The 26,698-nt window shown below is 71.4% G+C and carries 24 protein-coding genes and 4 pseudogenes; 7 read left to right on the top strand and 21 right to left on the bottom strand.

The genetic code is table 11. From position 1 onward, the window contains the following. Positions 1 to 53: 53 nt before the first annotated feature. From ABT006_RS19265 to ABT006_RS19230, 8 genes are all read right to left on the bottom strand, one after another. Positions 54 to 1,520 carry an aminotransferase class V-fold PLP-dependent enzyme gene (locus tag ABT006_RS19265; RefSeq protein ID WP_350708113.1) on the bottom strand — a complete coding sequence of 489 codons (1,467 nt, stop codon included), beginning with the start codon at positions 1,518 to 1,520 and terminating at the stop codon, positions 54 to 56. Beyond that, positions 1,513 to 2,814, bottom strand: coding sequence for an amino acid adenylation domain-containing protein (locus ABT006_RS19260; protein WP_350708111.1), 1,302 nt, complete (start codon positions 2,812 to 2,814; stop codon positions 1,513 to 1,515). Before ABT006_RS19260 ends, ABT006_RS19265 begins: the two co-directional genes overlap by 8 nt. Beyond that, entirely contained in the window at positions 2,811 to 4,019 is a 1,209-nt protein-coding gene (locus ABT006_RS19255) for a cytochrome P450 (protein ID WP_350708109.1), read from the bottom strand. The genes ABT006_RS19260 and ABT006_RS19255 overlap by 4 nt, the downstream gene beginning before the upstream one ends. Further along, positions 4,016 to 4,252, bottom strand: coding sequence for a phosphopantetheine-binding protein (locus ABT006_RS19250; protein WP_350708107.1), 237 nt, complete (start codon positions 4,250 to 4,252; stop codon positions 4,016 to 4,018). The genes ABT006_RS19255 and ABT006_RS19250 overlap by 4 nt, the downstream gene beginning before the upstream one ends. Further along, on the bottom strand, positions 4,224 to 5,315 hold the full coding sequence (locus tag ABT006_RS19245) for a condensation domain-containing protein (RefSeq protein WP_350708105.1): 1,092 nt from the start codon (positions 5,313 to 5,315) through the stop codon (positions 4,224 to 4,226). The genes ABT006_RS19250 and ABT006_RS19245 overlap by 29 nt, the downstream gene beginning before the upstream one ends. Then, the gene (locus ABT006_RS19240; RefSeq protein WP_350708104.1) at positions 5,308 to 6,639 is read right to left on the bottom strand and encodes an MFS transporter; all 1,332 of its coding nucleotides are present in this window, start codon (positions 6,637 to 6,639) and stop codon (positions 5,308 to 5,310) included. Before ABT006_RS19240 ends, ABT006_RS19245 begins: the two co-directional genes overlap by 8 nt. Next, the gene (locus ABT006_RS19235; protein WP_350708102.1) at positions 6,636 to 7,817 is read right to left on the bottom strand and encodes a condensation domain-containing protein; all 1,182 of its coding nucleotides are present in this window, start codon (positions 7,815 to 7,817) and stop codon (positions 6,636 to 6,638) included. The genes ABT006_RS19240 and ABT006_RS19235 overlap by 4 nt, the downstream gene beginning before the upstream one ends. Positions 7,818 to 8,085: 268 nt before the next feature. Further along, the gene (locus tag ABT006_RS19230) at positions 8,086 to 9,375 is read right to left on the bottom strand and encodes an MFS transporter (protein ID WP_350708100.1); all 1,290 of its coding nucleotides are present in this window, start codon (positions 9,373 to 9,375) and stop codon (positions 8,086 to 8,088) included. A gap of 340 nt (positions 9,376 to 9,715) precedes the next feature. On the opposite strand from ABT006_RS19230, the pseudogene ABT006_RS19225 reads away from it, so the two are divergent. Beyond that, positions 9,716 to 10,584: pseudogene (locus ABT006_RS19225) on the top strand (AraC family transcriptional regulator). A 138-nt stretch (positions 10,585 to 10,722) separates the two neighbouring features. On the opposite strand, the gene coaD reads toward ABT006_RS19225, so the two are convergent. Beyond that, on the bottom strand, positions 10,723 to 11,148 hold the full coding sequence (gene coaD / locus ABT006_RS19220) for a pantetheine-phosphate adenylyltransferase (protein WP_350708098.1): 426 nt from the start codon (positions 11,146 to 11,148) through the stop codon (positions 10,723 to 10,725). A 56-nt stretch (positions 11,149 to 11,204) separates the two neighbouring features. Next, the gene (locus ABT006_RS19215) at positions 11,205 to 11,411 is read right to left on the bottom strand and encodes a DUF6817 domain-containing protein (protein WP_350708096.1); all 207 of its coding nucleotides are present in this window, start codon (positions 11,409 to 11,411) and stop codon (positions 11,205 to 11,207) included. A gap of 89 nt (positions 11,412 to 11,500) precedes the next feature. On the opposite strand from ABT006_RS19215, the pseudogene ABT006_RS19210 reads away from it, so the two are divergent. After that, positions 11,501 to 11,716: pseudogene (locus tag ABT006_RS19210) on the top strand (transposase); the annotation flags it as partial. Positions 11,717 to 11,753: 37 nt separating this feature from the next. Here the strand turns inward: ABT006_RS19210 and ABT006_RS19205 are convergent. From ABT006_RS19205 to alr, 4 genes are read right to left on the bottom strand one after another with little or no spacing between them, the layout of a single operon-like run. Continuing rightward, the gene (locus ABT006_RS19205; RefSeq protein WP_350708094.1) at positions 11,754 to 12,398 is read right to left on the bottom strand and encodes a M15 family metallopeptidase; all 645 of its coding nucleotides are present in this window, start codon (positions 12,396 to 12,398) and stop codon (positions 11,754 to 11,756) included. Then, complete coding sequence (locus ABT006_RS19200; RefSeq protein WP_350708355.1) at positions 12,395 to 13,570, bottom strand: UDP-N-acetylglucosamine--N-acetylmuramyl-(pentapeptide) pyrophosphoryl-undecaprenol N-acetylglucosamine transferase; 1,176 nt, start codon at positions 13,568 to 13,570, stop codon at positions 12,395 to 12,397. The genes ABT006_RS19205 and ABT006_RS19200 overlap by 4 nt, the downstream gene beginning before the upstream one ends. Continuing rightward, positions 13,570 to 14,598: a D-alanine--D-alanine ligase family protein gene (locus ABT006_RS19195; protein WP_350708093.1), complete on the bottom strand. Its 1,029-nt coding sequence runs from the start codon at positions 14,596 to 14,598 to the stop codon at positions 13,570 to 13,572. Before ABT006_RS19195 ends, ABT006_RS19200 begins: the two co-directional genes overlap by 1 nt. Continuing rightward, positions 14,595 to 15,761: an alanine racemase gene (gene alr / locus ABT006_RS19190; protein ID WP_502891004.1), complete on the bottom strand. Its 1,167-nt coding sequence runs from the start codon at positions 15,759 to 15,761 to the stop codon at positions 14,595 to 14,597. The genes ABT006_RS19195 and alr overlap by 4 nt, the downstream gene beginning before the upstream one ends. Before the next feature lie 381 nt (positions 15,762 to 16,142). On the opposite strand from alr, the gene ABT006_RS19185 reads away from it, so the two are divergent. The 3 genes from ABT006_RS19185 to ABT006_RS19175 all read left to right on the top strand — a co-directional run bounded on the left by ABT006_RS19185 (position 16,143) and on the right by ABT006_RS19175 (position 19,000). Then, positions 16,143 to 16,883: a response regulator transcription factor gene (locus ABT006_RS19185; RefSeq protein ID WP_350708091.1), complete on the top strand. Its 741-nt coding sequence runs from the start codon at positions 16,143 to 16,145 to the stop codon at positions 16,881 to 16,883. After that, a complete protein-coding gene (locus ABT006_RS19180) occupies positions 16,880 to 18,541 on the top strand; it encodes a sensor histidine kinase (protein ID WP_350708090.1) in 1,662 nt (553 codons plus the stop codon). The genes ABT006_RS19185 and ABT006_RS19180 overlap by 4 nt, the downstream gene beginning before the upstream one ends. Before the next feature lie 81 nt (positions 18,542 to 18,622). Continuing rightward, positions 18,623 to 19,000, top strand: a complete 378-nt coding sequence (locus tag ABT006_RS19175; protein ID WP_350708088.1) for a nuclear transport factor 2 family protein — start codon at positions 18,623 to 18,625, stop codon at positions 18,998 to 19,000. 72 nt (positions 19,001 to 19,072) lie between these two features. Here the strand turns inward: ABT006_RS19175 and ABT006_RS35135 are convergent. Next, a pseudogene (locus ABT006_RS35135) lies at positions 19,073 to 19,279 on the bottom strand (IS630 family transposase); the annotation flags it as partial. Positions 19,280 to 19,281: 2 nt separating this feature from the next. Continuing rightward, a pseudogene (locus tag ABT006_RS35130) lies at positions 19,282 to 19,625 on the bottom strand (helix-turn-helix domain-containing protein); the annotation flags it as partial. A gap of 462 nt (positions 19,626 to 20,087) precedes the next feature. On the opposite strand from ABT006_RS35130, the gene ABT006_RS19165 reads away from it, so the two are divergent. Beyond that, positions 20,088 to 20,996 carry an aldose 1-epimerase family protein gene (locus tag ABT006_RS19165; RefSeq protein ID WP_350708086.1) on the top strand — a complete coding sequence of 303 codons (909 nt, stop codon included), beginning with the start codon at positions 20,088 to 20,090 and terminating at the stop codon, positions 20,994 to 20,996. A gap of 463 nt (positions 20,997 to 21,459) precedes the next feature. Then, positions 21,460 to 21,885 carry a DUF6924 domain-containing protein gene (locus tag ABT006_RS19160; protein WP_350708084.1) on the top strand — a complete coding sequence of 142 codons (426 nt, stop codon included), beginning with the start codon at positions 21,460 to 21,462 and terminating at the stop codon, positions 21,883 to 21,885. Between the two features lie 296 nt (positions 21,886 to 22,181). Here the strand turns inward: ABT006_RS19160 and ABT006_RS19155 are convergent, their stop codons facing one another. The 5 genes from ABT006_RS19155 to ABT006_RS19135 all read right to left on the bottom strand — a co-directional run bounded on the left by ABT006_RS19155 (position 22,182) and on the right by ABT006_RS19135 (position 26,672). Then, complete coding sequence (locus tag ABT006_RS19155) at positions 22,182 to 23,147, bottom strand: ribokinase (protein WP_350708082.1); 966 nt, start codon at positions 23,145 to 23,147, stop codon at positions 22,182 to 22,184. Continuing rightward, a complete protein-coding gene (locus ABT006_RS19150) occupies positions 23,114 to 24,016 on the bottom strand; it encodes a nucleoside hydrolase (protein WP_350708080.1) in 903 nt (300 codons plus the stop codon). Before ABT006_RS19150 ends, ABT006_RS19155 begins: the two co-directional genes overlap by 34 nt. A 39-nt stretch (positions 24,017 to 24,055) precedes the next feature. Next, on the bottom strand, positions 24,056 to 24,835 hold the full coding sequence (locus tag ABT006_RS19145) for an ABC transporter permease (protein ID WP_350708078.1): 780 nt from the start codon (positions 24,833 to 24,835) through the stop codon (positions 24,056 to 24,058). Further along, positions 24,832 to 25,848, bottom strand: coding sequence for an ABC transporter substrate-binding protein (locus ABT006_RS19140; protein WP_350708077.1), 1,017 nt, complete (start codon positions 25,846 to 25,848; stop codon positions 24,832 to 24,834). The genes ABT006_RS19145 and ABT006_RS19140 overlap by 4 nt, the downstream gene beginning before the upstream one ends. A gap of 68 nt (positions 25,849 to 25,916) precedes the next feature. Then, entirely contained in the window at positions 25,917 to 26,672 is a 756-nt protein-coding gene (locus tag ABT006_RS19135) for an ABC transporter permease (RefSeq protein ID WP_350708075.1), read from the bottom strand. Positions 26,673 to 26,698: the final 26 nt, after the last annotated feature.

Here is a 26,698-nt window from a genome sequence, read left to right as displayed (position 1 = left end):
CCCACGGCGTCACGACGCGCGTCTGGCGGCTGCCGGGCGGGCGCTCGCCGTGCTCAGCAGCGTATCCGTGGTGCCAGCCGGACGTCGGCGGGGCCGGCGCGGTCCAGGTAGGTCGACTCGGCGAAGGCCAGGAAGCGCTCCGCGTCGGCCGCGGTCGAGGCCAGACCGAAGGAGACGCGTACCGCTCCGCCGGTCGGCAGCCGCAGCGCGGCGAGATGCTGGTCGATCGTCCCGGCGTGGGCGAGGTTCGTACGGCGCAGCGAGCGGCGGCTGATCCCGAAGGCGGCCTCGGCCGCGCCCGGGTTGCAGAAGCAGCCCGTACGCAGGGCGAAGCCGGCCGCCGACGATTCGAGCGCGACGAGCCGCTCGTCGACCAGCGAGCCGTCCGGGTAGCGGAAGTTGAACGCCACGGTGCCACCCCGGGCGTCGCCCGTCGACGGCCCGTAGACGTGGACGAGCGGCTGGCCGTTGCGGTGTCGCAACGCGGTCAGCCGCTCCAGCAGCCATCCGGTGAGCAGGCCGACCCGGGTGTGGACGAGGTCGACGCCGATCGAGTCGAGCCAGCGCAGCCCGAACTCCACGTCGGGGAGGCTGAGGAAGTTCGGTGTGCCGTCCTCGAACCCCGACTCGTCCCCCATCGGCTGGTGCCAGTCGCCCTGGACGCTGACCGCCCGGATGGTGCCACCGGCGAACCAGGGTCGGCGCAGCCGGGCCAGCGCCTCGCGCCGGGCCAGCAGCGCCCCCACCCCGGTGGGGTAGCCGAAGAGCTTGTACCAGCTCAGGCAGACGAAGTCCGGCTGCACGACGCTCAGGTCCAGCCGGTTCGTCGGGGCGAAGGCGGCGGCGTCGAGCAGCACGTCGTACCCGCGCTGCCGGGCCAGTTCCACCCACCGGAGCGGATGCTGCACGCCGCTGAAGTTGCTCTGTGCCGGGTAGGCGAAGAGCCCGGTGGGGCCGGACCTGCGCCGCCGGCTACGGCCGGCGGCCAGCGCGGCGATCACGTCGGACTCGGCCACCCGCAGGTCGGGCCCGGCCAGCGGCACGTAGCGGACCGGTGCGTGGGCCGCGCGGGCGTACTCCCGGATGCCGTTGACGGAGTTGTGGTTGTCCCAGGTAAGCACGAGCGGGCGGCCGCGGCCGAAGACGTACGCCTCGCCCACCAGGCGGCAGGCGCCACTGGCGTTCGGGGTGAAGACGACGACGTACTCGCGGGGGTCGGCGCGGAAGAAGTCGAGCACCGCGCGTCGGGCCGAGGCGAGCAGTGCGCCGGTCGCCCCGGAGGTGGGGTTCTCCGAGTGCGGATTGCCGTACGGGCCGGCGAGCAACCGGTCGTGGTGGGCGGCGACCTGTGCCCGCGCGGCCACCCCGGCGCCCGTGTAGTCGAGGTAGACGCGTCCGTCGCGGTCGAGGTGCCGATACTCGGTGGCGCGTAGGTCGTCGATCCGGGCGGTGCTCGCGTACGCGGCGGTCGCGGCGATGCCCACGCCGGCCGGTGCCGGGGACGCGTGTCCCTCAGCCATGAGGTGGAGTGTGGTCGGACCGGCCCAGAGCGCGCCTGTCGAGTTTGCCGTTGGGCAGGGTGGGCAGCCGTTCCCGCCGCTCAAAGACGGTGGGTACAGCCACGGCGGGCAGCCGGTCGAGCAGGTGCGCGCGCAGGGTCCGCTGAGGCACCGGTTCGGCGCAGACCACGTACGCGACGCCCTGGTAGGGGACGGCGACGCCGGCGAGGAGCACCGCCGGGTGGGACATCAGGGCGTGCTCGATCTCGGCCGGTTCGATGCGCATGCCGCCGACCTTGAGCTGCTCGTCGACGCGTCCGTGGTAGCGGAGCAGGCCGTCGGCGCCCAGGCTGACCCGGTCGCCGGTGCGGTAGACCGGTCCCCCGGACACCACCCCGGGCGAGGAGATGCACAGCTCGCCGTCGTCGATGGAGATCGTGGTGCCGGGGATCGGCCGCCCGATGGGGACGGGGTCCTCGCCCGGCGCGCACCTGTGCACGGTGCTCCAGACGGTGCACTCGGTGGGACCGTACTCGTTGTAGAGCGTCGCGTGGGGCATCCGTTCGTGATGCAGGTCGACCAGGCCGGGCGGGCAGCTCTCCCCCGCCACGATCACGGTGGTCAGGCTGGGCACCGGCGAGCGCAGCACCAGCCGGTACAGGGACGGCACCATCAGGGTGTGGGTGGGCCGGTGCGCGGTGCCGGCCCGGACCAGCGCCCGCACGTCGAACGGCCGGTCGCTCGGGATGACCAGTGTGCCCCCGGTGCACAGCGTCCAGTAGATGCCCGCCACGGAGCTGTCGAACGAGATGGACGAGCACAGCAGGAACCGCTGCGGCGCACGACCGTAGTACTCCAGCCGGGCGCCGGTCGAGTAGCTCAGCGCCGCCCGCGACACCGTGACCGCCTTCGGCACGCCGGTCGAGCCACTGGTGAACAGCGTGTACGCGTCGGGCCCGTCCCGCCAGCCGGAGCGGGCCGGGCGCAGCGACGCCAGCAGGCTCTCGGTGAGTGTCACCCGGGCACCGCTGCCCGCGGCCATCAGCTCGCGGCGCGCCGCCGGGAAGGCCGCGTCGACGGGGACGTAACGTGCTCCCGCCCGCAGTACGCCGAGCATGGCCACGACGGCCCAGCACGACAGCCGGGTGTGCACGATCACCGGCTCCCCGACGGCCACGCCCCGCTGCTGGAGATGGAGGGCGACCGCGCCGGACAAGCCGTCCAGGTCCGCGTACGTCAGGGCCTGTTCGGGATCCGTCACGGCCGGCGTCTCCCGGCGGGAGCGCAGCTGAGCGGCCAGCGCCTCGGTGATCATCGTCGCCCGGCCACGACCGGCATCCGCTTGATCCCGCCCAGCCAGGTCGACCGTACGCGCTCGACCTCGCCGGCCGGCTCGAAGGACGCGAAGGTGGCAAAGAGTTCCTCGAAGAAGACGCGCAACGTCAGTCTGGCGACGGCCGCTCCCAGGCAGTAGTGCCGCCCGTCCCCGAAGGCCAGATGCCGGTTCGGGTGGCGGTCCAGGTCCAGCGTGTCGGGGTCGGGGAAGACGGTCTCGTCGCGGTTCGCCGACCCGAGCCACACCACGACGGCGTCGCCCGCCGCGACGCGTACGCCGCCGACGGTGGTGTCCCGTGTCGCCAACCGCATGAAGTGCCCGGCGGGGGACGTGAACCGCAGCGCCTCCTCCACCGCGCGGCCGACCCGCTCGGGTCGCCGGGCCCACTGCTCGTAGCGGTCGGTGCGGATCAGCTCGGCCAGGGCCGCGCGGGGCACGTGCGGGATGGCGGCGCTGCCGCCGAGGAGCAGGCTGTAGCAGTTGGCGACGATCGCTCCGGGGCGCAGCGGCATGGCCCCCAGCAGGTCCACCAGGTCTCCGCGTGGGCGCCGACGGTGTTCGAGCACCAGGTGGAGCAGGTAGGCGAAGAGTTCCCGGTGCCCGCGGTCGAGGGTCGCCGACGGGCCGTCGGGCAGCGCGACATCCGGGTCGTGCTCGGCCACCGACATGGACACCCACCGGGCCAGGGCGGGCCAGTCCGCGGCGGGGATGCCCATCAGCGGCCCCAGGAAGGCCAGCGGCAGGGCGGAGGTGAGCTCGGCGAAGTCCAGGGTCCCGGCGGCGGGGCGGAGCATCTGCCGGACGAAGGAACGGATGGCCGGCGCGTGCCGTGCCACCGCACGCGCGGTCATCTGCCGTTGCAGCGGCCCCCGGATGAGGCCGTGCCGCGGCGGGTCGGTCGCCGCGAACTGCTGGTTCTGCGCCGGCTCCGCCCGGCCGAGCATGGTGAGCATCACCCCACCGGTGGAGGTGAACCTGGCGTGGTCGGCCAGGACGGTCCTGGCGTCGGCGTAGCGGGTGACCGCCCAGAAGCCCGACCTGCCCTCGACCGGCTGCCAGCCGACGGGATCCCACCGGCGCAGCGTCCGCCAGGCGGCGTGCGGGTCGCCGGAGCCGTGCAGGGCGGGGTCGGCGAGGTCGATCCGGCCCGGTGGCCGGGTCTGGAGGCAGGGCGGGGTCCTCATGCGGCCAGCACCTCGTCGACCAGTTCGGCGATGGTCGGCTTGAGGAACAGCACCGCGGCGTCGACCTCGACGCCGAGCTGCTCGTAGAGGTCCATCAGCAGGTCGGCGGCGAGCAGCGAGTCGCCGCCGAGGGCGAAGAAGTCGTCCTCGACACCCACCGGCGTGACGTTCAGCTTCTCGCTCCAGAGCCGGGTCAGCATCGACTCAAGCTCGCTCCGCGTCGGCACGGACATCCTCCCAACTGTCGATGAATCGCCGGGTCAGGGCCTGCATCTCGGCCTCCCGGTAGGAGCGGCGGTACCGCAGGCAGGCGGTGTAGCCGCCGCCCGCACCCGGCTCGAGCCAGAACGCCAGCCCGTTGACGGGCAGCACCGGCCCGCCCAGCCCGAGCCCGGCCGGGATCGTCAGCGGCTCGATCCCGGCGCCGTCGGGCACCTGGATGACCTCGAACTGGGCCAGCGCCGGTCCGCCTCCGGCGAACAGCGCGTCGGCCTGCGGCACCGCGTCCAGCAGTACCGGAAACGGAATCTCGTGGGCGTACGCCTCGGCGAACGCGCGGTGCACCGCGCCCACCGTCGGTGTGCCGAGCCGCACCGGCAGCACGTTCATGTACAGCCCCACGGTGTCCCAGTCGGACCGCTGCCGGCCGTGGGTCAGCACCGGGACGACCGCCTCGCCCGGGCACAGCGGGCCGAGGGCCCGCGCGAACGCGGTGAGCAGGACGACGAACGGCGTGCTGCGCACGGTCCGGGCGACCGCTTCCGCCTGCTGCTGGGTGATGCCGCTCGGCGTCCTGATCTCGGCCGTGCCGGTGTCGCCGCTGGGGCCCTGGGCCAGGGTCGGCACGTCGGCCAGCATCCGGCGCCAGAACGGCAGGGACCGGTTCACCCGCCTGGGCGCGGGGGTGGACGCGCTGGCGTGGTAGGTGGGGGCCGGGCCGGTCCCTGGTTTCATCACCTCGCGGAGCAGCAGCCGCATGGACCACGGGTCGGACACGGTGTGGTGCGCCACGAGAAGCAACTCGCGGCCGGCCAGGTACGCCCAGAGCAGGCACCGCGCGTCGGGCGGGTACCGGCCGGCGGCGGCCGCCGCCCACACGTCGTCGACGGTTCGCAGCGGCACCGGCCCCTCACCGAGTACGGGATGCCGGGCCAGGAGCGCGTCCAGGGCTCGGCGCAGGGCTGCCGGGTCGGGCTCGGCGGGCAGCCGTGCCCCGCCCAGCGCGACGAACCGGTCGGTGTCCGCCGGCCCGCCCGCCCAGGACAGAATGTGCTGCGCGTATGGCTGGTCATCCACCTCGTACACCTCCCATGGCCTTTCCGGCCGGGTCGACCGGCGACCGCCCGTGCGGCGCCGGGAGTCTCGGCGGCGGCTGCCCGCCGTCCGACGTGCCGGCCTCGTCCGGCAGGTCGCGCCACCGCCGCAGCGGCGAGAGGTAGAGCAACAGACCGGACGCCCACACTCCGGCGGCGGCGATCCACAGCGTCGGGCGCACCCCCAGCCAACTGCCCAGCAGTCCGCCCGTCAGGGCGCCGACCGGCATCACCCCGAAGATCACCCACCGGACCGACGCGGTCATCCTGCCCAGCAGGTCCGGCGGGCAGACCCGCTGCCGGTAGCTGATCGCCGCCGCGTTGTAGATGGCGAACACCGCGCCCAGCCCCGCCATGCCGGCCGTGTAGGCGATCGCACCCCAACCGGGCTGGGCGACCGGTACGAGCAGCACCGTCCAGCCGAGCCCCAACGGGGCGATCCAGATGATCCGGGCCGTGCCCACCAGGCGCGCCAGCCGCGCGGAGACCAGGCCGCCGCCGATCCCGCCCAGCGTGGTGAGCGCCAACACCACACCGACCATGTGCTCGCTCAGGTGGAGGTCACGCACGAGGTACAGGACCGCCAACGCGAAGATCATCTGGCTGAAGAGGTTGAGCGACGCCGAGGCCGCCACCAGTCTGGGCATGATCGGGTGGCGGAACACGAAGGAGAGCCCGGCGCCCAGCTCCCGGCGGAAGTCCCGACGCCGCGCCACGGCCGGCGGTTGCTCCGGACGGCGGAGCAGCATGAGGGACACGGCGTTGACCACGTAGGCGAGCGCGTCGATGCCCACGGTACGCGCCACGCCCAGCGCCGACACGAGTGCGCTGCCCACGCCGTATCCGGCGATCCGCGAGACCGAGTACGTGGTCGTCAGCTTGCCGTTGGCGTCGAGTAGCTGGTTGCCGGCGACGACCGACGGCAGGAAGCTCTGGTGCGCGGTCTCGTACAGCACGGTGCAGACGCTGGACAGCAGCGCCACGATCCACAGTTGCGCCATCGTGACCCAGCCGGCCCACGCGCCGATGGCGACGGTGGCCACCAGCCCGGCCCGCACGAGGTGACAGACCACCATGACCCGGCGTTTGCGCATCCGGTCCACCCACACCCCGGCGGGCAGCGAGAGGAACAGGTAGGCGATCATCCGGGTGGCGCCGAGGACGCCGACCTCGACGGCGGAGGCGTCCAGCACGGTGACGGCCAGCAGCGGAATGGCCAGCATCGAGACGGCGTCGCCCACCTCGCTGAGGGTCCGGCCCGACCACAACACCATGAAGTCACGGTGTCGCCACAGACTCTCGCTCATGCCGGGTCCTCGACCGCGCGCAGCAGGAGGTCGGTCATGGTGGTCAGGAAGCGTTCCACCTCGGCGCGCCCGTACCCGCTGCGCATCACCCGCATGGTGAGCTGCACGCAGGGGTGCACCCAGGCGATCAGGTAGAAGCTGGCCCCGCTGTAGGCGCGGGGCGGGAGGAACTCGACACGCCGGGGCGTCACCCCGGACGGCGCGGGGTCGGCGTCGGCGGGGGCCGGGATGAAGGTGAAGAAGCTGCCGTGGTCGAAGTCCATGGGCGCGACGGCGAACGGGTCGTAGACGCCGTGCTGCATGGCGCGCACCGCCGCGACGTTGACCTCGCGGGCCATCGGGCGCAGCGGCCCGTCGGGGTCGCAGGCGGCGAGCATGGGCACCCACTGGGTCATCGACGACACCAGGTGCCGCACCCTGGGATCCATCCGGTTCGCGGCCAACTGCCACAGCAGTTGGTCCGTCCGGCCCGTGGTCGCGGCCAGCGCCTGCGCGTAGACGGTGAGCAGCAGGGTGGGCACGGTGACCTGCAGGCGCCGCGCCGCGTGGCGAACCGCGCCGTACGGGATGCCGGTGTGCGCGCGAGCCCGCACCAGGGCACCCCGGGACACCGGGACCCGCGGTGCGGCGGCGACGATCCGCTGGCGGTACTCGCCGGCCGCGGTCAGCCTGGCCCGGAAGTCGTCGGCGCGCTGGAGTTCGGCCACCACGCGGGGCGCGGGGGCGTCGGCAAGGCGGTCACCGCGCAGCAGGGCGTGCAGGTCGGACTCCAGGATCCGCACGGCGGCGCCGTCGGCCGCGAGGTGGTGGATCACCAGATGGACCCGCGGCGGTCCACCGTCGTCGGAATCACGTACCGAGGCCCGCCACGCCGGCTGGGCGGCCAGGTCGAACGGCTCCCGTACGGACGCCTCGGCGAAGCGCACGAACGGGTCGCGCAGGACCACCTGCCGCACGGCGTCGGGCTCGTCCGCCGGCCGGTAGACGGTGCGCAGCGACTCGTGCCGCACCGCCAGCGCGGTGAGCGCCTGGCGTACCTGCTCCTCGGTGGTTCCGGCCGGAACCGGCCAGAGCACGTCCTGGTTGGACTCCCAGAGTTGCTCCGGAGGGCGCACCGAGAGGGCTCGCCACATGGAGAGCTGACCCATGGTGAGCAGGTGGCCACCCTGACCGCGCATGACTCCTCCAGCGTCTAGGGGGTGGGTGGTCACCCGCGGTGACCACCCACCGTGGTTCACGGATCTCAGCCAGTGCAGTCGTCCTTCCGCATCGCCCGCACCTCCTCTCGTGAGAGCGGTCGGCTTCCTCCGGCGGTGAGGTCGGAGCCGGAGGCGCGTCGCCGACGTGATGGAACGTCAGGGTCAGGTCCAGCTGACGCCACGCTTGTGGACGCTGCGCATGCGCTTCTCCTTTCCCTTCGTGGCGGCCCCGTGCCCGCCCGTGATCTCAGCGTCGGCCGCCGCCCGCCTCGGCGGTAGGGCTGGCGGCGGTCGAGGTCGTTCGGCCTTGTTCGATCGGGACCTCGAACGTGGTCGGCGTGCAGGCAGACCGCCGCGGCCACAGCGGCACGAGGGCGAGGACCGCCGCCGCGCCCGACAGTCCGCTGAACCCGATCACCGCGGTCGCCGGCCACCGCTCCGCGGCCAGACCCGCCATGACCATCGCCGCCCCCTGGAGCCCGCTCAGACCGGTGATGGCCACCCCGAACGCGCGTCCCCGGTACTGCGTCGGCACGGCCCGGCCGAACAACGCGTTCAGCGGGATGGCGAAGGCGCTCGCGGCGCCGGCCAGCACCAACAGCAGGAGTACGACCCACAGTGGAGGGACGAGCCAGGTCGCCGCCAGCACCCCGGCGGAGAGCGCGGCCAGAGGCAGGATCAGTCGTGGCCGGGCCGCCGGAGGACAGAGCCGGGTGAGAGCGACCCCGCCGAGGGCCATCCCCGTCGGCGCCGCCGCCAACAACAGCCCGACGGTGCCGGCGCCGCCTCCGTACTGTCGGGCCAGCGGCGCCATCAGTCCTTCGGCGGCGTAGGTGAAGGCGCTGGCCGCCCACAGGACGAGGACGTAGGCGCGCAGCCGGGGATCGGTGAAGATCACCCGCAGGCCGGCCGCCCGGTCGCCGCGGGCCGGACGGCCGGGCGCCCGGGGCGCGGGGCGGGAACGAACGCCGATCATGATCAGAAGGGCGGAGACGAGGAACGTGCCGGCGTCCACCAGCAGCGCTCCGCGCAGCGACAGCAGCGCCACCAGGCTCCCCCCGGCGGCGAAGCCGAGCACCTGCACGACCTGGGCGCAGACGTTGTCCACGCCGTTCGCCACCGCGTAACGGTCACCGTCGAGCACTTCGGGCATCAGCGCCGCCCTCGCGGCCACGAACGGCGGCCGCATCAGGTTGACCGCGAACAGCAGCGCCACCAGGGCGGGCGCGGGGAGGTCCGGCAGCGCCGCCGCCGGGACGAGCGCCGCCCGGGCAAGGTCGCACACGACCAGGACCCGCCGCCGGGGGAACCGGTCGGCGAGGCCGGACAGCAGCGGCCCGCCCGCGAGCCAGGCGAGGTAGGAACTGGCGTAGGCGGCCGCCGCGAGCGCGGCCGAGCCGGTGCCGGTGTAGACGAGGTACGCCACGGTCACGGCCGTGAGCTGGTCACCCGCCAGGGACAGCAGGTACGCCACGAACAGGTAGCGGTACTCGCGCACAGCGAACACCTCGGCGTACGTCGCGGCGCGCTCGGTCACTCCGCCCCCGTCCTGTCCCACCACCGGCTGCCCTGCGGGCACTGGGTCCAGAACGTATCCACGCCTGCGCCGTTCGGGCCGGGACCAGGCGTTCGGGGATGTTCGGATCCGTACGGGTGGGCTCGGGCGGCCGGTGGGCTCCGCCGAGGCAAGCCGCGTGTGGTCGCGAGCCCGGAAAGATCCTGACCGTCAGTTGCATGGAGCCACTGCCCCTGGGCGCGGTCTGCGCCATGGCCGTGCGTTCAGCGCCGCGACGTGCCGAGCACATGATCGGATCGGACCTCTACGGTCGGGCACGGCCGGCGTATTTCGTCCAGGCTTGACGTCGAGAGGAGGCCCTGTGATCGCGGCACTCAACCGCCTTGTCGACCTGGTCGAGAAGCACCTCACCGAGGAGTTCGACGTCAACGGACTGGCCAGGACGGTCGGCACGACCGAATACCACCTGCGCCGGATGTTCTCGTCGTTGGCCGGCATGCCGCTGTCGGAGTACGTGCGCCGGCGCCGCATGACCGTCGCCGCTGCCGACGTCGTTCGGGGCGAGGACGATCTGCTGAGCATCGCCGTCCGGCACGGATACGGCTCAACCGAGGCGTTCGGACGTGCGTTCCGGGCGGTCCACGGCGCCAACCCCGGTGACGTTCGCCGCGACGGAGGTCCCCTTCGCACACAACCGCAGCTCAAATTCCGCCTGACCGTCGAAGGGAGCATCCCCATGGACACCCGCATCGTGGACCGCCCCGCGTTCCGGCTCGCCGGAACGCGGCCCGGGTTCCGCTCATCCACCAGGGCATCAACCCGCACATCCAGCAGCACATCACCGCGCTCCCACCGCAGGAGCATCTCCGGCTGAAGGCCCTCAGCGACACCGACCCGGGAGGGCTGCTACCGGTCTGCGACGACCTCGACCCCGACGGCACCGAGGGCAGCGAACTGATCTACCTGCACGCGGTCGCTGTCTCCCGGGACACGCCGGTCCCCGACGACCTCGACGCCATCGAGGTACCGGCCGGCAGGTGGGCGATCTTCCGGACCGCCGGACCCCATCCGCAGGCCCTGCAGGACACCTGGGCCGCGACCGCGACCGAGTGGTTCCCCTCCAACCCGTGGCGTCTGCGGCCGGGTCCCTCGATGGTTGCGATCCTCGAGCGCGCGGACGACTTCAGCACCGCGACCTGCGAGCTGTGGCTACCCGTCGAACCGACGTGACGGACCTGCGGGAATCCAGACAGCAAGGATCCGGCCCGGCCTTCCCGTTACCCATATGGGAGCCGGGCGGGTGCCGGCGGCAGTCTCAAGAATTGTCCCGGCGGCGGTCCGACGAGGGGTTCGCCACTGTCCGGCAGGCTACGGCTGCGTGGACGAAGGTCGCTTCCCCAGCGTGCGCACCGCGGTCGAAGACACCGCGGCCAGTTCGGGCTGCGCAGGCAGAAACACCGTGGGGACACCCAGCGACTGGTTCATCGCGGCGAGCTGGTACTCGGTCCAAAGGTCGGTGGTGTTACGCACGCCGCGAACGATCACTCCTACTTCATGGCGACGGCAGTAGGTGGAGGTCAACCCGCTCCAGGCCGCAACGGTGACGGAGGTCCATTCGACCGGCAGAATGGCCCGAACAGCGGCCGCTCGTTCTTCTTCGTCGGTGCCCGGACGCTTGCTGCTGTTGACCGCGACGAGCACGACCACTTCGTCGAAGAGGTCGCGTGCCCGTTTCACCACATTCAGATGCCCGGGAGTGAAGGGATCAAAGCTGCCGGGGTAGACGGCTCGCACGCGTACGCGACCGGGGGTGCGTGCTGTCGAACGTGACCCTGCCGACGGTTCGGGTGTCACGGCCGCAAGACCCCCTGCACGTCGCGGATGACCTGCTCAGAGGCCAGCGGGAGGCTCGCGGCTCGCACTTCACTGCTGCAGCCAGGCACGGCGAGTCGTTCGCCGACTCGACCCAGGTGGGCGTACAGGTTGCCCCCGGGATGCGCGATCTGCTCAGCTCCATGCCGGCGGAGCCAGACCCGCACGCCTTTGTCGGTGCTCATGGCCCGACTGTAGGTATCGGCTGTCGGATTCGCCTGCCCCTGGGTGTGGGCGATGTGTCACAGCGCCGTGGATACGTCTGGCACTCGCCTGGCTGAGGGTCGGCAAACGCTCGGCCGGGGTGCAGCGGCGGTACACGGGCACCGCGGGTCGTGGCGAAAACAGCCAGGTCGGGGCGTTCCTGGCCTACGCATCACCCGCAGGCCGGGCGCTGATCGACCGCAGGCTCCACCTACCCGAGACGACCTGGTGCGACCGCCCCGATCGCCGCGCCGCCGCCGGAGTCCCCGACCAGGTCGCCTTCGCCTTCTCGATGTCCGAGAGTGAGTCGACACGCAGAGGCTTCAGGGGAGGTCGACCGGCCCGTACCGGGTCCGGGTGGCCCCGGTGCTCAGCGCCCAGTAGCGGTCGCCGAACGACCAGTGCCACCATTCGGTCGGGTAGTTGACCATGCCGGCGGACGAGAGCGTCCGGGCGAGGATGTCGCGGTTGGTGCGGGCCTGCGGGGAGATGTGGGGTGATCCGGTGAAGCAGGCGTTGGCGCTGTCCACCGGGCTGGCGTTGACGTTCGTGCCCAGGTCCAGTTCGAGGCCGTCGGCCGTGCAGAGGGTGAGGTCGACCGTCCCGCCGGTGCTGTGCGGAGCCACCTCGGGCGGCGAGATGTACTTGCTGGCCTCGACGTGCCGGCGCGCCGAGTCCCACTCCGGGTACCTGCGGCGCAGTTCGTCCTTGTAGCTCTCGAAGTAGGTCGTCTGCAGGCTGAGCGGCCGGTACCCCTCGATGATCAGCAGCCGCAGTCCTCGGGGCAGGGTCCGCTGGGCGGCGAGCAGGCGCTGGACCGTTGCCTCACGAAGGTGCGCGTAGGCCCCGGCCTCGTCGGCCAGGCGATCGTCGACCCGAAGGTCCGCAACCTGGCGCACGTCGACCAGGGCTTCCCCGTTGTCGCCCAGCGGGATGGCCGAGATTCGCCGATCAGACAGCAGGATCATGACCGGCACCGGCCGGCGGCGTCGATGATTGCGCTGGCCACGGCTGCGGCCGCGTGGGGGCGGCCGTGTCGACGGGCGGCGTTGGCCAGTTCCTGGCGTCGTTCCGGGTGGTCGAGCAGCACCATGATCTCCTCGTAGAGGCGGTTGGCGGAGGCGTCGGGGCCGGCGAGCATGCGGGAGGCACCGGCGTCGGCGAGGTGTCGTGCGGTCCGCCGTTGTTCGTCGCCGCTGGTGGGGATGAGCGGGATGAGGACGCATGCCTTGCCCAGGGCGGTGAGTTCGGCGACGGTGCCGGCGCCGCTGCGCGCGACGACGATGTCCGCGGCGCTCAGGACGTCCGGCAGCTCGCCGTGGACGTAGTCGACGACCCGGTACCTGCTGCGCAGGTGTTCCGGGAGGGCGGCCGCGACCTGCCGCATCCGGTCGAGGGAGTAGTCGCCGCACTGGTGCAGCACCTGACACTTCGGCAGGAGTCCGGGGAGGATGTCGGCGATCAGGTTGTTGACCTGGACGGCGCCCTGGGCGCCGCCGGTGACGTACACCAGCGGCAGGCGGGGGTCCAGGTGGTATGCGGCGAGCGCCCGGTTGCGGTTACCCGTGAGGATCTCGGGTCGGACCGGGTTGCCGGTGATCACCGCGCGGGTCCGCGCTCCGGCGGGCAGGTGGTCGATGGAGGATTCGTGGCTCAGCAGGACTCGATCAGCGAGGCGGGCGAGGATCCGGTTCGCCAGCCCGAGCGTGAGGACCTGCTCGTGCATGACCAGCGGGCGGCGGGTCATCCAGGCGGCGATCCCGATCGGGACGGAGACGTATCCGCCGGTGGAGAAGACCACCTCGGGCCGGGTGCGTACCACGATCATGATGGCCTGGACGATGCCGAGCGGCACGCGCAAGGCGTCGGCGACGTTGCGGCCCCACTCGTGCAGGTTCGGCGAGCGGCGCAGTTTGCCGGTGGTGATCGCCGTGAAGGGAATGCCCTCCTGCCGGGCGATTCTGGCCTCCAGTCCGTGGGCGACGCCCACCCAGCGGACGTCGGGTTCGGTGCCGGCTGCCGCTAGCCGGTCGCGGAGCGTACGGATCGTGGTCAGCGCCGGGTAGGTGTGCCCGCCCGTTCCGCCGCCCGTGACGATCATGCGGAGACCACGGAGATGTTCCGCGGTGTAGACGGCCATCAGCAGGGACTCTTGCATGGGGAGGCGGTGTCGCGTCGGTGCAGTGCGCCCTGGACGAGGATGTCGAGCAGTGCCGGGTAGCCGACGCCGGCCCGCTGCCAGATCTGCGGGTACTGGGAGGCGGCGGTGAATCCGGGGAAGGTGTTGACCTCGTTGATCACCGGCTCCCGGTGGTCTCCGGTCCACCCTGTGCCGTGGTCGGCGTCCGGATCCGGGAGGAAGAAGTCGACGCGGAGCAGCCCACGGCATCCGAGCGCGTGGAACGCCTGCACGGCCCGGTCCTGCAGTAGTCGGGTGGCGCCGGGGTCGAGCTGGGCCGGAATGTGGAAGACAGCACCGCCGTCGTACTTGGCGTCGTAGTCGAAGAAGGAGGCGTTCGCCACCCGTATCTCCAGCGGCGGCCCGGCCTCGACGCGACCGTCGGGGTGCTGAAGGACGCCGACGTCGATCTCGCGCCCACGCACGGCGCGTTCGACGAGAACCTTCGCGTCGCTCTCGCGCGCGAGCCGCAGGGCGGCGGGCAGTTGCGCCCATTGTTCGACCTTGGAGACGCCCAGGCTGGAGCCGGCCCGGGCCGGTTTGACGAAGACAGGCAGTCCCAGCCGGTCCTGATCCCGCGACGACAGCTCCTCGTCGGGGCGCAGCGTCACCCCGGCGGCCACGCGCAGGCCGTCGGCGGCGAGGAGTTTCTTCGTGACCGACTTGTCCATCCCCGCGGCGCTGGCGAAAACACCGTTTCCGACAAACGCGACGCCGAGCCACTCCAGCATCGACTGGACGGTGCCGTCCTCACCGTACGGGCCGTGCAGCGCCGGGAACACCACGTCCTGGTCGCCGAGGGTCCGCAGCGCCTGCGCGAACGTGGCCCGGTCGCCGTTCACCCGCCACTGGCCGTCCCGCTCGATCAGCACCTCCGTCACGTCGTACGTGTCGCGGTCGAGATGGGCCAGGATGCTGTCCGCCGAGCGTCGGGAGACGTCGTGCTCCCCGCTGCGCCCACCGAACAGCACCGCCAAACGAACAGTCACGATGTTGCCGCTTCCCCGTGTAGGTGTGCGCGCGCCACCCGCGCGCCGATTCCGGTCAAGACCTCGTGCGGGATGGTGCCGGCCCACTGCGCCCACTCGGCGGCCGTCGGCTCGGCCGGTTCGGGCGAGCCGGGCTCGGCGCCGGGGCCGAAGACGACCACGGGATCGCCGAGCGCCACCGGTAGATCGCCGGCATCGACGACGCACTGATCCATGGCGATGCGGCCGACGATCGGGCATCGTCGACCGGCGAGCCAGACCCACGCGCGGCCCTCGGCGGTGCGCGAGAGACCATCGGCGTACCCGAGCGGCAGCAGAGCGAGCGTGGTCGGCCGATCGGTCACGTGGTCGGGCCCGTACGAGACGCCGGTCCCGGCGGGCACGCGTTTCAGGTTGATCACCTTTGACCGTAGGGTCATGGCGGGTCGCAGGCCGAAACGGCGGGGACCGGCCGCGCCAAAGGGGTCGATGCCATACATGGCCAGGCCGATCCGACAGAGATCGAACCGGGTCTCCGGGGCGGCCAGTGCCGCCGCCGAATTCGCCAGATGCACCACTTCCGGATCAAGCCCGGCATCTCGGACGATCCGCAGTGCCTCCCGGAACGTCGACAGCTGCCGCGCGATGCTCGGGCAGCCCGGCACGTCGGAGTTGGTCAAGTGGGACCACACCCCGTGCACCCGGACGCTGCCCTCCGCCTCGTGCTTGCGGGCCCAGGCGACCAGCTCGGGCCATTCGTCGCCGGGGGCACCGTTGCGGGACAGACCCACGTCCGCCTTGAGCTGGACCATGGCGGGCACACCGAGACCCGTGGCCGCGTCGGCGATCGCGCGCAGATGGGTCAGGGTCGACACCGCGATGTCGACGTCCGCGGCGATCAGACGGGTGAAGTCCTCGTCCGGCCGGTGCAGCCAGCTCAGGACGGGCGCGCCGATGCCCGCCGATCGAAGTGCCAGCGCCTCCGTCGCCGAGGTCACGCCCAGCCAGTCGGCGCCGGCCCCCAACGCAGCCCGCGCCACCGGCACCGCGCCGTGCCCGAACGCGTCGGCCTTCACCACGGCCATCAACCCGGTACGTGCGATCGCTGCGATCGTCCGAACATTCTGCGCGATCGCCGCGAGATCTATCACGGCCTCGGCCAGCTCGGCACTCTCACTGATCACACCGGTCCCCGCGCGCCGACCGCGCGTACCCGGCGTCACCCGGCAGCCCTGGGTTCGACGGGCGGTTCGTCCGGCGGTTCGGCGGCCCCGTGCCCGCCGACAGCGGCGGCCCGGCGCACCGCAAGCGTCTCCCGGATCCGCCGCCGGACCGCCCGCCGCTGTCGCTCCCCGCGGCGGCCTGCGTGTGCTGGTTCCAGGATCATGTCCGGCTCCTGACTGACATGACCGGCACGGTAGGCAGCCCGTGGTGAAGAACCCTTGAAGACGCTGTGGGCCAGCTGTGCGGACATCCCGCTCGCCGCTCTCCGGAGCCGTCCGCATCAGTTCTTCACAGGTTTCGGTTTTACTTGACCCCGCCACCACTAGCCGGAACGGGGAAACATGAGCGCGCGGATCCTGGTCGCCGAGGACGACCCCAAGCAGGCCAACCTGGTACGGGTCTATCTCGAACGCGAGGGGCACAGCGTGCTGCTGGTCGGCGACGGGCGGGCCGCGCTGGACCAGTGCCGGTCCCGCCGGCCGGACCTGGTGGTCCTCGACGTGATGATGCCGGTCGTCGACGGCCTCGACGTGTGCCGGGTCCTACGCGCCGAATCGGAGATTCCGATCCTGCTGCTGACCGCCCGCACCACCGAGGACGACGTCCTGCTGGGCCTCGATCTCGGTGCCGACGACTACCTCACCAAGCCGTACAGCCCGCGGGAGCTGGCCGCCCGGGTACGGGCGCTGCTGCGCCGGGCCCGGGTGGTGAGCGCCGACAACCGGGCGGTGCTGCGCGTCGGCGAGATCGAGGTGGACGCCGGCCGGTTCGAGGTACGCGTCGGCGGCCGGCCGGTCGCCCTGACGGCCAAGGAGTTCGGCATCCTCGAGGTGCTCGCCGGCGAGCCCGGGCGGGTGTTCACCCGGGCGCAGATCATCGACCGTGCCTTCGGGTTCGATCATTTCGTGCTCGAACGCACCGTCGACGCGCACGTGATGAACCTCCGCCGCAAGATCGAGGCCGACGTTGCCGAACCGCGGTACGTGCAGACCGTCTACGGCCGCGGCTACCGGCTCGCCGAACCGGCGCCGGAACCGGCGGCGACGCCGACGCCCGAGGGGACGCCCGGAGCCAGCCGGTGAGTTTTCGGCTACGGGTGCTCTGGCTGGTCATCCTCGTCGCGGTGAGCGCGACCGTGGCGACCGCGTGGCTGACCCTGCGGCAGGCCTCGCAACAGATCAACGAGTCGGCCACCGTCGACCGGGCGCAGCTCGACCAGGTCGTCGCCCGACTCAAGGCGTACGGCAGCCGGCACGGCACCTGGGAGGGCGTGCCCGGCCTGGTGCAGGACCTGCGCGCTGAGACCGGTCAGCGGATCCACCTGGTCGCCGATACGGGCCAGGTGATCGTGGACACGGACACCCAGGAGGATCGCACCGCCCGGCCGCTCGGCACGATGGTCGGGTTCGTCGACCCGCGGCCGGTGCTGAATCTGGCCGCGTTGCCGACGGAGCCGGCGGGCCGGGAGAAAGGCGTGGTCGGGGCGATCGCCTCCTACCGCACGGGCGTGCTGTTCGCGGCCTGCCTGACCCGGGAATCCGTTCCTGTCGTCGCCTCACCTACCAGCACGGGAGTTCCGCAGTTCGACGCGGAACCGAGCACGACCGACGTGCGCGGTCGCCAGGGCGTCGACGAGATCGTCCGCAGCTGTCGCGACATCGCGGCCCGGCCGAACCTGGACCGGGCGGCCGGCGCCGACCGGGTGCAGGGCTGTGGCGCCCTGACGGCGGTGGAGCCACTGGATTCCTGCCTGGCCCAGGTCTTCACCAACCAGATCAGTGACGTCGCGCCGGTACCCGCCCGGGTCTACCTCGGCGCTCGTGGCGATCCGGCGTCCGCGCTGGCGGCCGGTCCGCTGCTCGCCGCGGCCGTGGGCGTGGCGGCGGTCGCGATCATCGGCACCGTACTGCTGAGCCGGCGGGTGCTGCGCCCCATCGACACGCTCACCGCGGCCGCTCAGCGGCTCGGCCGGGGCGACCTCACCGGACGGGTTCCGGTGCGGGGCAACGACGAGCTGGCGGAGTTGGCCCGGTCGTTCAACCGGATGGCCGACTCCCTGCAGCGCGGGGAGGAGCGGCAACGCCGACTGGTCGCCGACGTCGCACATGAACTGCGCACCCCGCTGGCCAACCTGCGCGGCTATCTCGAGGCGCTCTCCGACGGCGTGGTCACGCCGGACCAGGAGCTCTACGCCTCGCTGCTCGAAGAGGCGGTGCTGCAACAGCGCATCGTCGACGACCTGCAGGACCTGGCCCTGGCTGAGGCCGGCAACCTGGCGTACCACCGGGTCACGGTGGATCTGGCCGAACTCCTGGAGACCTGCGGCACCGCCCACCACGCCCGGGCGGAGTCAGCCGGGGTGTCGTTGCGCGTGGCGGCCGAGCCGGTTGCGGTACACGCCGATCCCGACCGGCTCCGCCAGGTGGTGGGCAATCTCGTCACCAACGCACTACGGGCGACCGCTGCGGGCGGCAACGTCCGGCTGGTCGCGAGCCGCACCGAAACGCAGGCGATCGTCCAGGTCGTCGACACCGGCTCGGGAATCGCAGCGGACGCGCTGCCGCATGTGTTCGACCGGTTCTGGCGGGCCGACGCCGCACGGGGCCGCCGTACGGGAGGCAGTGGCCTCGGCCTCGCCATCGCCCGGCAGATCGTCACCGATCACCAGGGCACCATCACGGTCGCGAGTGAGGTCGGCGTCGGGACGACATTCACCATCACGCTCCCCCGCGTTCACTAGTGCTGTGACCGGGGTGGTTCACCGTGATCGGAAGGCGGCTCGCGGGACGAGCGCACGCGAACCGGCTGGTATTACTGGGGCATGCAGGAAGAGATTGCACGCTCCGCGATCGACACGTTCATCTCCGCGTTCAACACCTCGGACGACAGCTATGTGACTGCCCTGCTCTCCCAGGCTCTGACCTCAGACGTGGTCTTCTGGGGGCCGTTGGGTCGCAGCGAAGGAATCGCGGCGGTCGAGCGGTTCGTGCTGGACATCCGGCGCCACCCGGCGGGGACCGGCACGATGGTGCGCTGCTCGGCGGTGGACATGCCTGACGAGTGGGCCCGGTACCAGTGGGTCTTCACCACGCCGGATGGAGGTCCCCGCCTGGCGGGAACGGACGTCGTCCATCTGCGGCGGAGCCTCATCGACCAGTTCATCGTCTTTGCGGGGGAGATCGAACCGTCCGCCTCCTGAGTCATCCTTCTGTCGCTGTCCTTCTCCTGAACTTGCCCCCTTCGGCGTTCGGGGGCTGCGGTTCGCGGTTGGTCAGGCTGCGGTGTTGAGGGGGCGTCCGCCCCAGCGGATGCCCTTCTCGCTGCGGACGCGGGCGCGTTCCTTGCGTTGGGCGGTGAGTACGTCGGGGTGGCGGGCGTTGGTATTGCGCCAGCGCAGGTAGCGGTGCAGTGCCGGGGTTTGCGCGGGGCGGCTGCGGTGGTGGGAGTTGGCCAGGGTGAACTGCCGCAGCGGGCCGAAGTGGACCAGCGGGTGAAGGGTTGGCCGAGCCTGGTGGGGCGGGTGGTGGCCGTCCGGATGACGAAGTCCTCGTCCTCACGACTGAGTAGGCGGGGACGGCCTCCCGCCCACTGAGGGTCCAGGCAGGCCAGGCCGATCTCGTTGAAGCGGTGGATCACATCGCGCACGGTGTCCTCGTCGGCCTGGACCAGCTGGGCGATCACCGGCACCCGGTTTCCGCCCGCCGAGGCGAGCAGCATCATCGCGCGCCGGTAGCGCACCGAACTCGTGCTGCCCTGCGCATGATCTGCTGCAGCTTCTGCCCCTCCTGGTCGGTCAGTCTGCGTACACGGACAGGCTCGGCCACCGGGCCTCCAGCGATCGGATCGGACGTCGCCGCACATCCAACCGCCACGACCGCCAACCCGGTGAACCTGTGCGGTCACAGCACTAGCGAACGGCTCAGGCGGGGTGAAGTCCAGCTCGGTCGGCGCTATCCCGCCCGGTAGCGCCATCGGCCCCACAGGTTTGGCCGTCGGCGATCGGACGCGGTAACGGCTGCTTCCGCACCCACGCCTCCGCCTGCTCCCGCACGGGGTCGCGTTCGCCGCAGTAAGCATCGAACGGCCCGACGAACCGCGGCTCCGTTCTTGGCCAGGTGGGCCCGCTCGACCGGTACCGATCCTTTGGTCACCACAGGGCGTTCCGCCCGCAGGGGCACCTCCTACTGCGACTCGGCGATGTCAGCGGACCTGCCCGGCGCTGTCGGCGGCGATCGGCTCGCGATCGACAACACCTCGTCGTGCTCGAACGGCAGTAAGGTTCGCGCATGCCAAAAGCGCCAACAGGTTCGCAATGGACGATCAGCTTCGCCGACCAGACCGCCGTCATCGTGGAGGTCGGCGGGGGCCTGCGGACCTACCGGGCCGGAGACCGCGAGGTCGTCGACGGGTACGCCGAGGACGTGATCTGCCCGGCCGGCGCCGGTCAAGTCCTCGCGCCCTGGCCCAATCGGCTGCGCGACGGGCAGTACGCCTTCGGCGGCCACACCTACCAGCTGCCGCTGTCCGAACCGGCGAACCGCAGCGCCGTCCACGGCCTGGTCCGCTGGGTCCCCTGGCGGCTGCTGGAGCAGACCCCGTCCGCCGTCACGCTCGGCTTCGACCTTCCGGCGCAACCTGGGTATCCGTGGAGCCTGAGCCTGACCACCCGGTGGGAACTGGCGGGCGGCGGCCTGACGGTGACCCACACCGCGACCAACGCCGCCGCGGAGCCGGCGCCGTTCGGCTTGGGCGCCCATCCCTACCTGCTGCCGCCGGTCTCGGTCGAGGAGACCTGGCTACGCATTCCGGCCCGGTCACGGCTGCTCGTCGACGCGCGCCATTTGCCGATCGGGGAGGCGAAGGTCGCCGGCTCGGAGTTCGACTACACCGTCCCGAAGCAGATCGGGACCGGCCGCCTGGGCACCGCCTTCGGCGACGTCATCCTTACCAGCCAAGATCGGCATACCGTCACGCTCGGCACTCCGGACGCGCCGGTGACCAGTGTGTGGGCCGACCCTGCGTTCGCCTGGTGGCAGGTGTACACGGCCGACAGCGTGCCGTCACCCCGCCACCGGCGGTCGATCGCGGTGGAGCCGATGACCTGCCCGCCGGATGCCCTGCGGTCAGGTCGCGACCTGATCGTGCTCAAGCCGGGCGAGCTGTGGAGCGCTTCCTGGGGCATCACCCCCCACTGACGCCCACGCCTGTACCGTGCCTGGCCCGGCAGCGTCGACCGCGGTTGGCAGAGTTGGTTCAGCGACGGTTACGAGATCGGCGGACCGCCCATACCCCGCCAACGATCGCCGCAGCAGTCGGCAAGAGACAGCAGAGCGTCAGGACGAACACGTGCCACGGCTTGAGGGCTCCCATGGCCGAGAGGATAGGGACCACTTCCCAACACCGCTGTCCCTGAGCGGGGCCTGATGGCCCGGATGGGGCCCGACTGGCTGCAGGCCGCGCTGATCTACCAGCACGCTGCGGCCGAAGCTGACCGGGCCATCGTCCAGGCGCTGCACGAGGCAGTGCGGGCTGACCGAGAGAAGGCCAAAAGCCGGGAAAGGGCAAGAAGCTGACGGACCAGCCGGCGAAGACGAAAGACAAGGCCAACCGCGAGAAGCGGCAGAAGGCCGATGGCGACGGACTGGGAGGATCCGCTTTATGACACCCCTGCCCCAACCCGACGACCTGGCGTCGCTGGTCCTGCGTGTCGACTTCACTGAAGACGCGGCGTGGGACGCGCTCAAGGCTGCCATCATCGCTGGCGACCCTTACCCCAACGCCACTTTCGTCAACGACCCACGGTACGACGGGGTGAGCATCCAGGATCTGGTCCAAGCGGATGCCGACGCAGCCGACGACGACAAACTGACCTACCTGTTCCTCGCCGATGCCACCACCATGGCTGACGACGAAAATCCGCTGCTCGCTGTCGATCTGTACGACGAGCCGGGCCGCACCTTCCGGATACCGCCCCGCTGGTACGCCGAGGTCTCGGCCAACCTCTCCATCGCGAACATGGACTTCGCCGACTTCGCAGACTCCGTCGACGCTTCCGGCGTGTTCCGGGGCTTCGAGCGGGCCTGAACGCCTGACGCGGCGTGGGCAAATGGCACACCGCATGATCGTTGACCTTGGAACATCGAAGGCCCTGACCGGATTGATGTCCTGGCCAGGGCCTTTCGCGTAGAGCGGGGTGACGGGAACCGTGATAACTGAGGGTGACTGTTGCGCCCGAGCCGCCGTGCATCGCGGCATACATCTCGTGTCTCGGGATCGCTGCCGGATCCGGCTGGCTCGACGAGGTGAAGGCCGACGCGCGCTGCATCCGGGTCGGCCAGCCGTGCTGGTGCTGTGGATCGAACGGGAGCTGCGGAGGCCCGCTACGAGAACGGACGGTCGGTGGCACTCATCGCCCTGGACACCTCATCCAGGGTCGGCAGCGCGCCTTGTGCGCCCCGGCCGCGTGTCGACAGCGCCGCCGCGACGGCCGCCCAGCGGGCGGCTTCCGCCACGGCGCGGCCGGGCCGCGTCACCAGGGCGGTCGCGAGGGCTCCGCAGAAGCAGTCGCCCGCGCCAGTCGTGTCCACGGCCTCGGTACGGAGCGCCGGAACGTGGTCAACGCGGCCGTCCGGCTCTATCACGGCCGCGCCCTGCGACCCGAGCGTCACCACGACGGTCGCCGCGAGCCCAAGCTTGCCGACGGCGCTCGCCACGTCGTCCAGGCTCTCTGGCAGGGACGTGCCGGCCAGGACCGCCAACTCGGCCCGGTTGGGCACCAGCACATCCACCCGGCGTACGAGGGCGTCGGGAAGCGGAGTTGCGGGCGCGGGATTCAGCACCAGGAGGCCCCCGGCCAGCGCTGCGGCCCGCTCCAGCGCGGGCGTCGCGACCTCGCACTGCATCAGGGTGAGCGCTGCCGTCGCGATCATGTCCCGGTGCCGGTCGACGCGGGCCGCGTCCAGTGCGCCGTTCGCCCCGGGGTGTACCACGATCACGTTCTCGCCGGCGCCGTCCACCGTGATCAGCGCGGTCCCTGTGGGGAGGTCATGGACGACCGCGAGCCCCGACACGTCCACGCCCCGGCCGGCGAGCCGCTGCCGCACCTGCTCACCAGCGGCGTCGGCGCCGACGCATCCGACGAAGCCGACGGGCGTACCGAGGGTGGCGATGGTCATCGCCTGGTTCGCGCCCTTGCCGCCGATACCCTCCCGGTATTCCCGGGCGGCCAGTGTCTCCCCGGGCTCGGGGAGCCGGTCGGTCACCACCATGCGGTCAAGGTTGGCGCTGCCCACCACCGCGATCTTCGGGCTGTTCAACGCACCGTCGCCTCTCTGTCCGTCGCCCATGCCAGGACGATCTCGCGCCACGCCGTGTCGTCGAGGCGGCTCACCACCGTCACGGCCACGTTCCCCTCGGGGGTCATGTCCGAGCGGCCGTCCGCGTCGACGGCCACCGTGGCGGGCGTCTCGACCGCCACCACCTCCGGTCGCGCCACGACGGCTGCGGCCACCAGGTCGTGGCAGTGTCGGCTGGCTGTGCCGGACCAGTAGTGCGCCAGCAGTTGCGCGCGCATCCCGGGCCAGCCGTTGCCGCCGTCGAGCACCCGCCGGACGGCCTCCGGCGGGCAGCTCGCCCGGGTGGTCGCGTCCGTCGGCACGACCCGTACGCCCTGGCCGGGCGGCTCGGCGAACAGTTGCCGGGCAGCCCGGGGGTCGCGGGCGAAGTTCGGCTCGGCGCCCTGCACCACGCCGGGCAGGGAGAATGCCCCACCCATCACGGTCAACCGGACGTGCGCCGGCCAGTGGCTCACCTGCCCGGCGAGGCGCCCGGCGGTGGTCAATGGGCCGAGTACCAGGTAGTCGGTGTGCGCCGGCAGTGACGGGTCGACGCGTATGTCGCCGTCGAACTCGGCGCCGTGCGTGGGGATGAGCGGCCCGAGACCGTACTCGCCGTGCAGCCGCGCGCCCGACGGGACCGCGGCCCGCGCGGCGGGGTCGATCTCGGCGCCTCGCAGCAGCAACGGCCGCCGGGCCGGAGCGAGCGCGCGAAGCGCATGGTTGACCGCCGCCCCGACGACATCGGCGGGCCGTGCCCCGCCGGTGGCGATGATCGCCGGTATCTCCACATCCGGCAGGCGCAGCAACCAGGCGAGTGCCACCAGGTCGTCCACGCCTCCGTCGGTGTCGACCACGATGCGCCGGGGTGTCCCGGTCATCGTCCCGGCCTCCGCCGACGACAGCGGCTCCGCGACGGCTCAGCCATCGGTCACGCCGAAGCGGGTGCGGAGCCAGCCGGCGACGGCGCCGATACCGGACCAGGAGACCAGCCCGAGCATGCTCAGCAGCAGCAGCCCGACCATTGCCTGCGGGATGTTGTCGGTCTCCTGGCTCTGTGCGACCAGGTATCCGAGCCCACCCTGGGCGCCGATCAACTCGCCGATCACTGCGGCGGTGACTCCGGCCAGGGCACCGAGGCGGAGCCCGACCACGATGTGCGGCAGGGTCATCGGCAGTTCGAGCTGGAAGAACCGCCGCGGGCCGGAGAGTGCGAGCACCTGACACAGGTGGCGGTAGTTCGTGCCGATGCCGCGCAGCCCGGCCAGCGTGTTGATCAGTACCGGGAAGAACGTGACCAGCGCGACGAGGGTGATCTTGCTGGTCACGCCGAGCCCGAGCCACAGCACCAGGAGTGGGGCGATCGCGATCTTCGGGGTGATCTGGATGAACACCAGCAGCGGCATGGCCGCTCGTTCCAGCCAGTGCCATCGGGCCATCGCCACCCCGGTGAGCACGCCGACCGTCAAGCCGATCGCCACTCCCTGTAGGAGTTCGGCACCGGTCACCCGGAGGTGGACCAGCAGTTGCTCGCCGGTGAGCATCCGCCAGGTGTACGTCACGATCTCGATCGGGCCGGGGAGGGTGTACGTGGGCACGTGCGCGAGGTGGACGTAGCCCTGCCAGGCCAGTAGGAAGGCCGCTACCGACGCCGTGCCGAGCACGGCGCGCGGTAGCTTGCCGAGTCGCTGCTCGGTCACGAGGTGGCCTTCACGAAGTCGGACGCCCGCACGTCGCCCTGGATCAGGCCGTACTTCTTCTGCGCGTCCACGGCGTTCTGCCAGGCCGTCGGGTCACCGTAGCCGAGCCCGTGCGCCTTGGTGGCGTCGCTCTGCCACAGGTCCTTGACGAAGACCTCCTGCATCACCTGGGTGACCGACTTTTCCTGGCCGGCGAAGCTGGTGGCGTACTTCTGGATGGACATCTCGACGGCCTGCGGCAGCTTGCCGTCGATGAGGTCCTGCAGCGCGGCGTTGAGCGCGGTGGTGAATCCGGTGACGGCCTTGGGGTTCTCCTTGGCGAACTGCTGGCCGGTGATCACGACGTTGCCGAACGACGGGAGGTACTGGTTGGACAGGATCTGGGTGACCTGCACTCCGGCGGCCTGCAGGGTGTAGTAGCGCAGCCGCGAGAAGACGATCGCGTCGACCTGCTTGTTCTGCAGTGCCGAGACGATGGCGCCGGTACCGACGACCTTGACCGTCAGGTCCTTCTTCACGTCCAGGCCCGCCGAGGCGGCAATCGCCGTCAGCTGGACGTAGTTCGGGGAGCCGAGGCTCGTCACCGCGACCGTCTTGCCCTTCAGGTCGGCCGGGTTGGTGATGCCGGAGTCGGCGAGGGTGAGCAGTGCGCCGATGCCCTGCTGGTACGTGGTGTGCACGACGAGGTCCGGCACGCCGTTGGCCACCGCCTGGATCACGCTGTCGGCGTTCGGGAAGCCGAACTGGACGTTGTTGGCGGCCACGTTCTTGGTGATGGTGGCGGCGTCGGCGTACAGGAATTCGACGTCGAGGTTCTGCTTGGTGAAGTAGCCCTGTTCCTTGGCCCAGTACAGCGGCGCGTAGTAGGGGGCGGCGGCGCCGTCGATCTGGATGCTGACCTTGGTCGTGCCACCGTCGGTGCCGCCGCCGGGGGCCTCGACGCCGCCGCAGCCGGCGGTGAGGGCGATGACGGTGCTGGCGGCGATACCGGCAAGGAGGGATCTACGGTTCATGGAGCGCATGGGTGTACCTCGTATTCCAGTTCGATGGGGGTTCGGCCTACGACGGACGGGTCGTGTGATCAGGCCGTGACGGGATCGCGCCACCGCAGGGCGCGGGCCTCCACGTAGGAGACCAGCTGGTAGAGGGCGAGTCCGACAGCCACGATCACCACGATCGAGGCCATCAGCATGGGGACCTGGTAGGAGGAGTTGGCCTCGACCAGGAGGTAGCCGAGTCCCTGGCTTGAGGAGATCCACTCGGCGAGGACCGCTCCGGTCATGGCGTCGACGGCGGCCACCCGGGCGGCGGCGAAGATCGACGGCGACGCTGCGCGGATGTCGATGCGGAACAGTCGGGCTACCGGGTTCATCCCGACGATCGTGGCGAGGTCCCGGTAGCCCGGGTTCACCTGCCGCAGCCCGGTGGCGGTGCCGACCAGGATCGGGAAGAAGGACAGGCTCACGATGAGCACGAACTGGCTGGTCAGGCCGAGGCCGAACCAGAGCACCAGCATGGGCGCGAGCGCGATCTTCGGCATCGCCTGGAACACGACCAGGAACGGGGAGAGCATCGCGTCGACGACCTGCGACCGGGAGACCGCCACTCCCAGCGCCGCGCCGATCACCGCCCCGATCGTGAAGCCGACACCGATGTTGCGGACCGTGTATCCCAGGTGGGTCCACAGCGTTCCGGTCCGTACCAGGTCCAGCAGTTGCGATCCGACCTCGGCCGGGCTGGCGAGCAGATATCGCGGGACGTCCGCCACCGCCTGGTACGCGCCCCAGGCGCCGACGATCACGAGGACGTACAGCAGCGCGACGAAGGGCTTGGCCACGAGTCGCAGGCGGCCGCGTCGCGACC

Origin of the sequence: Micromonospora sp. NPDC002717 (assembly GCF_040295705.1) — a bacterium.
Lineage (GTDB): Bacteria > Actinomycetota > Actinomycetes > Mycobacteriales > Micromonosporaceae > Micromonospora.
Note: the sequence above shows the minus strand (reverse complement) of the source record. Positions and strands in the feature narration are given on the sequence as shown.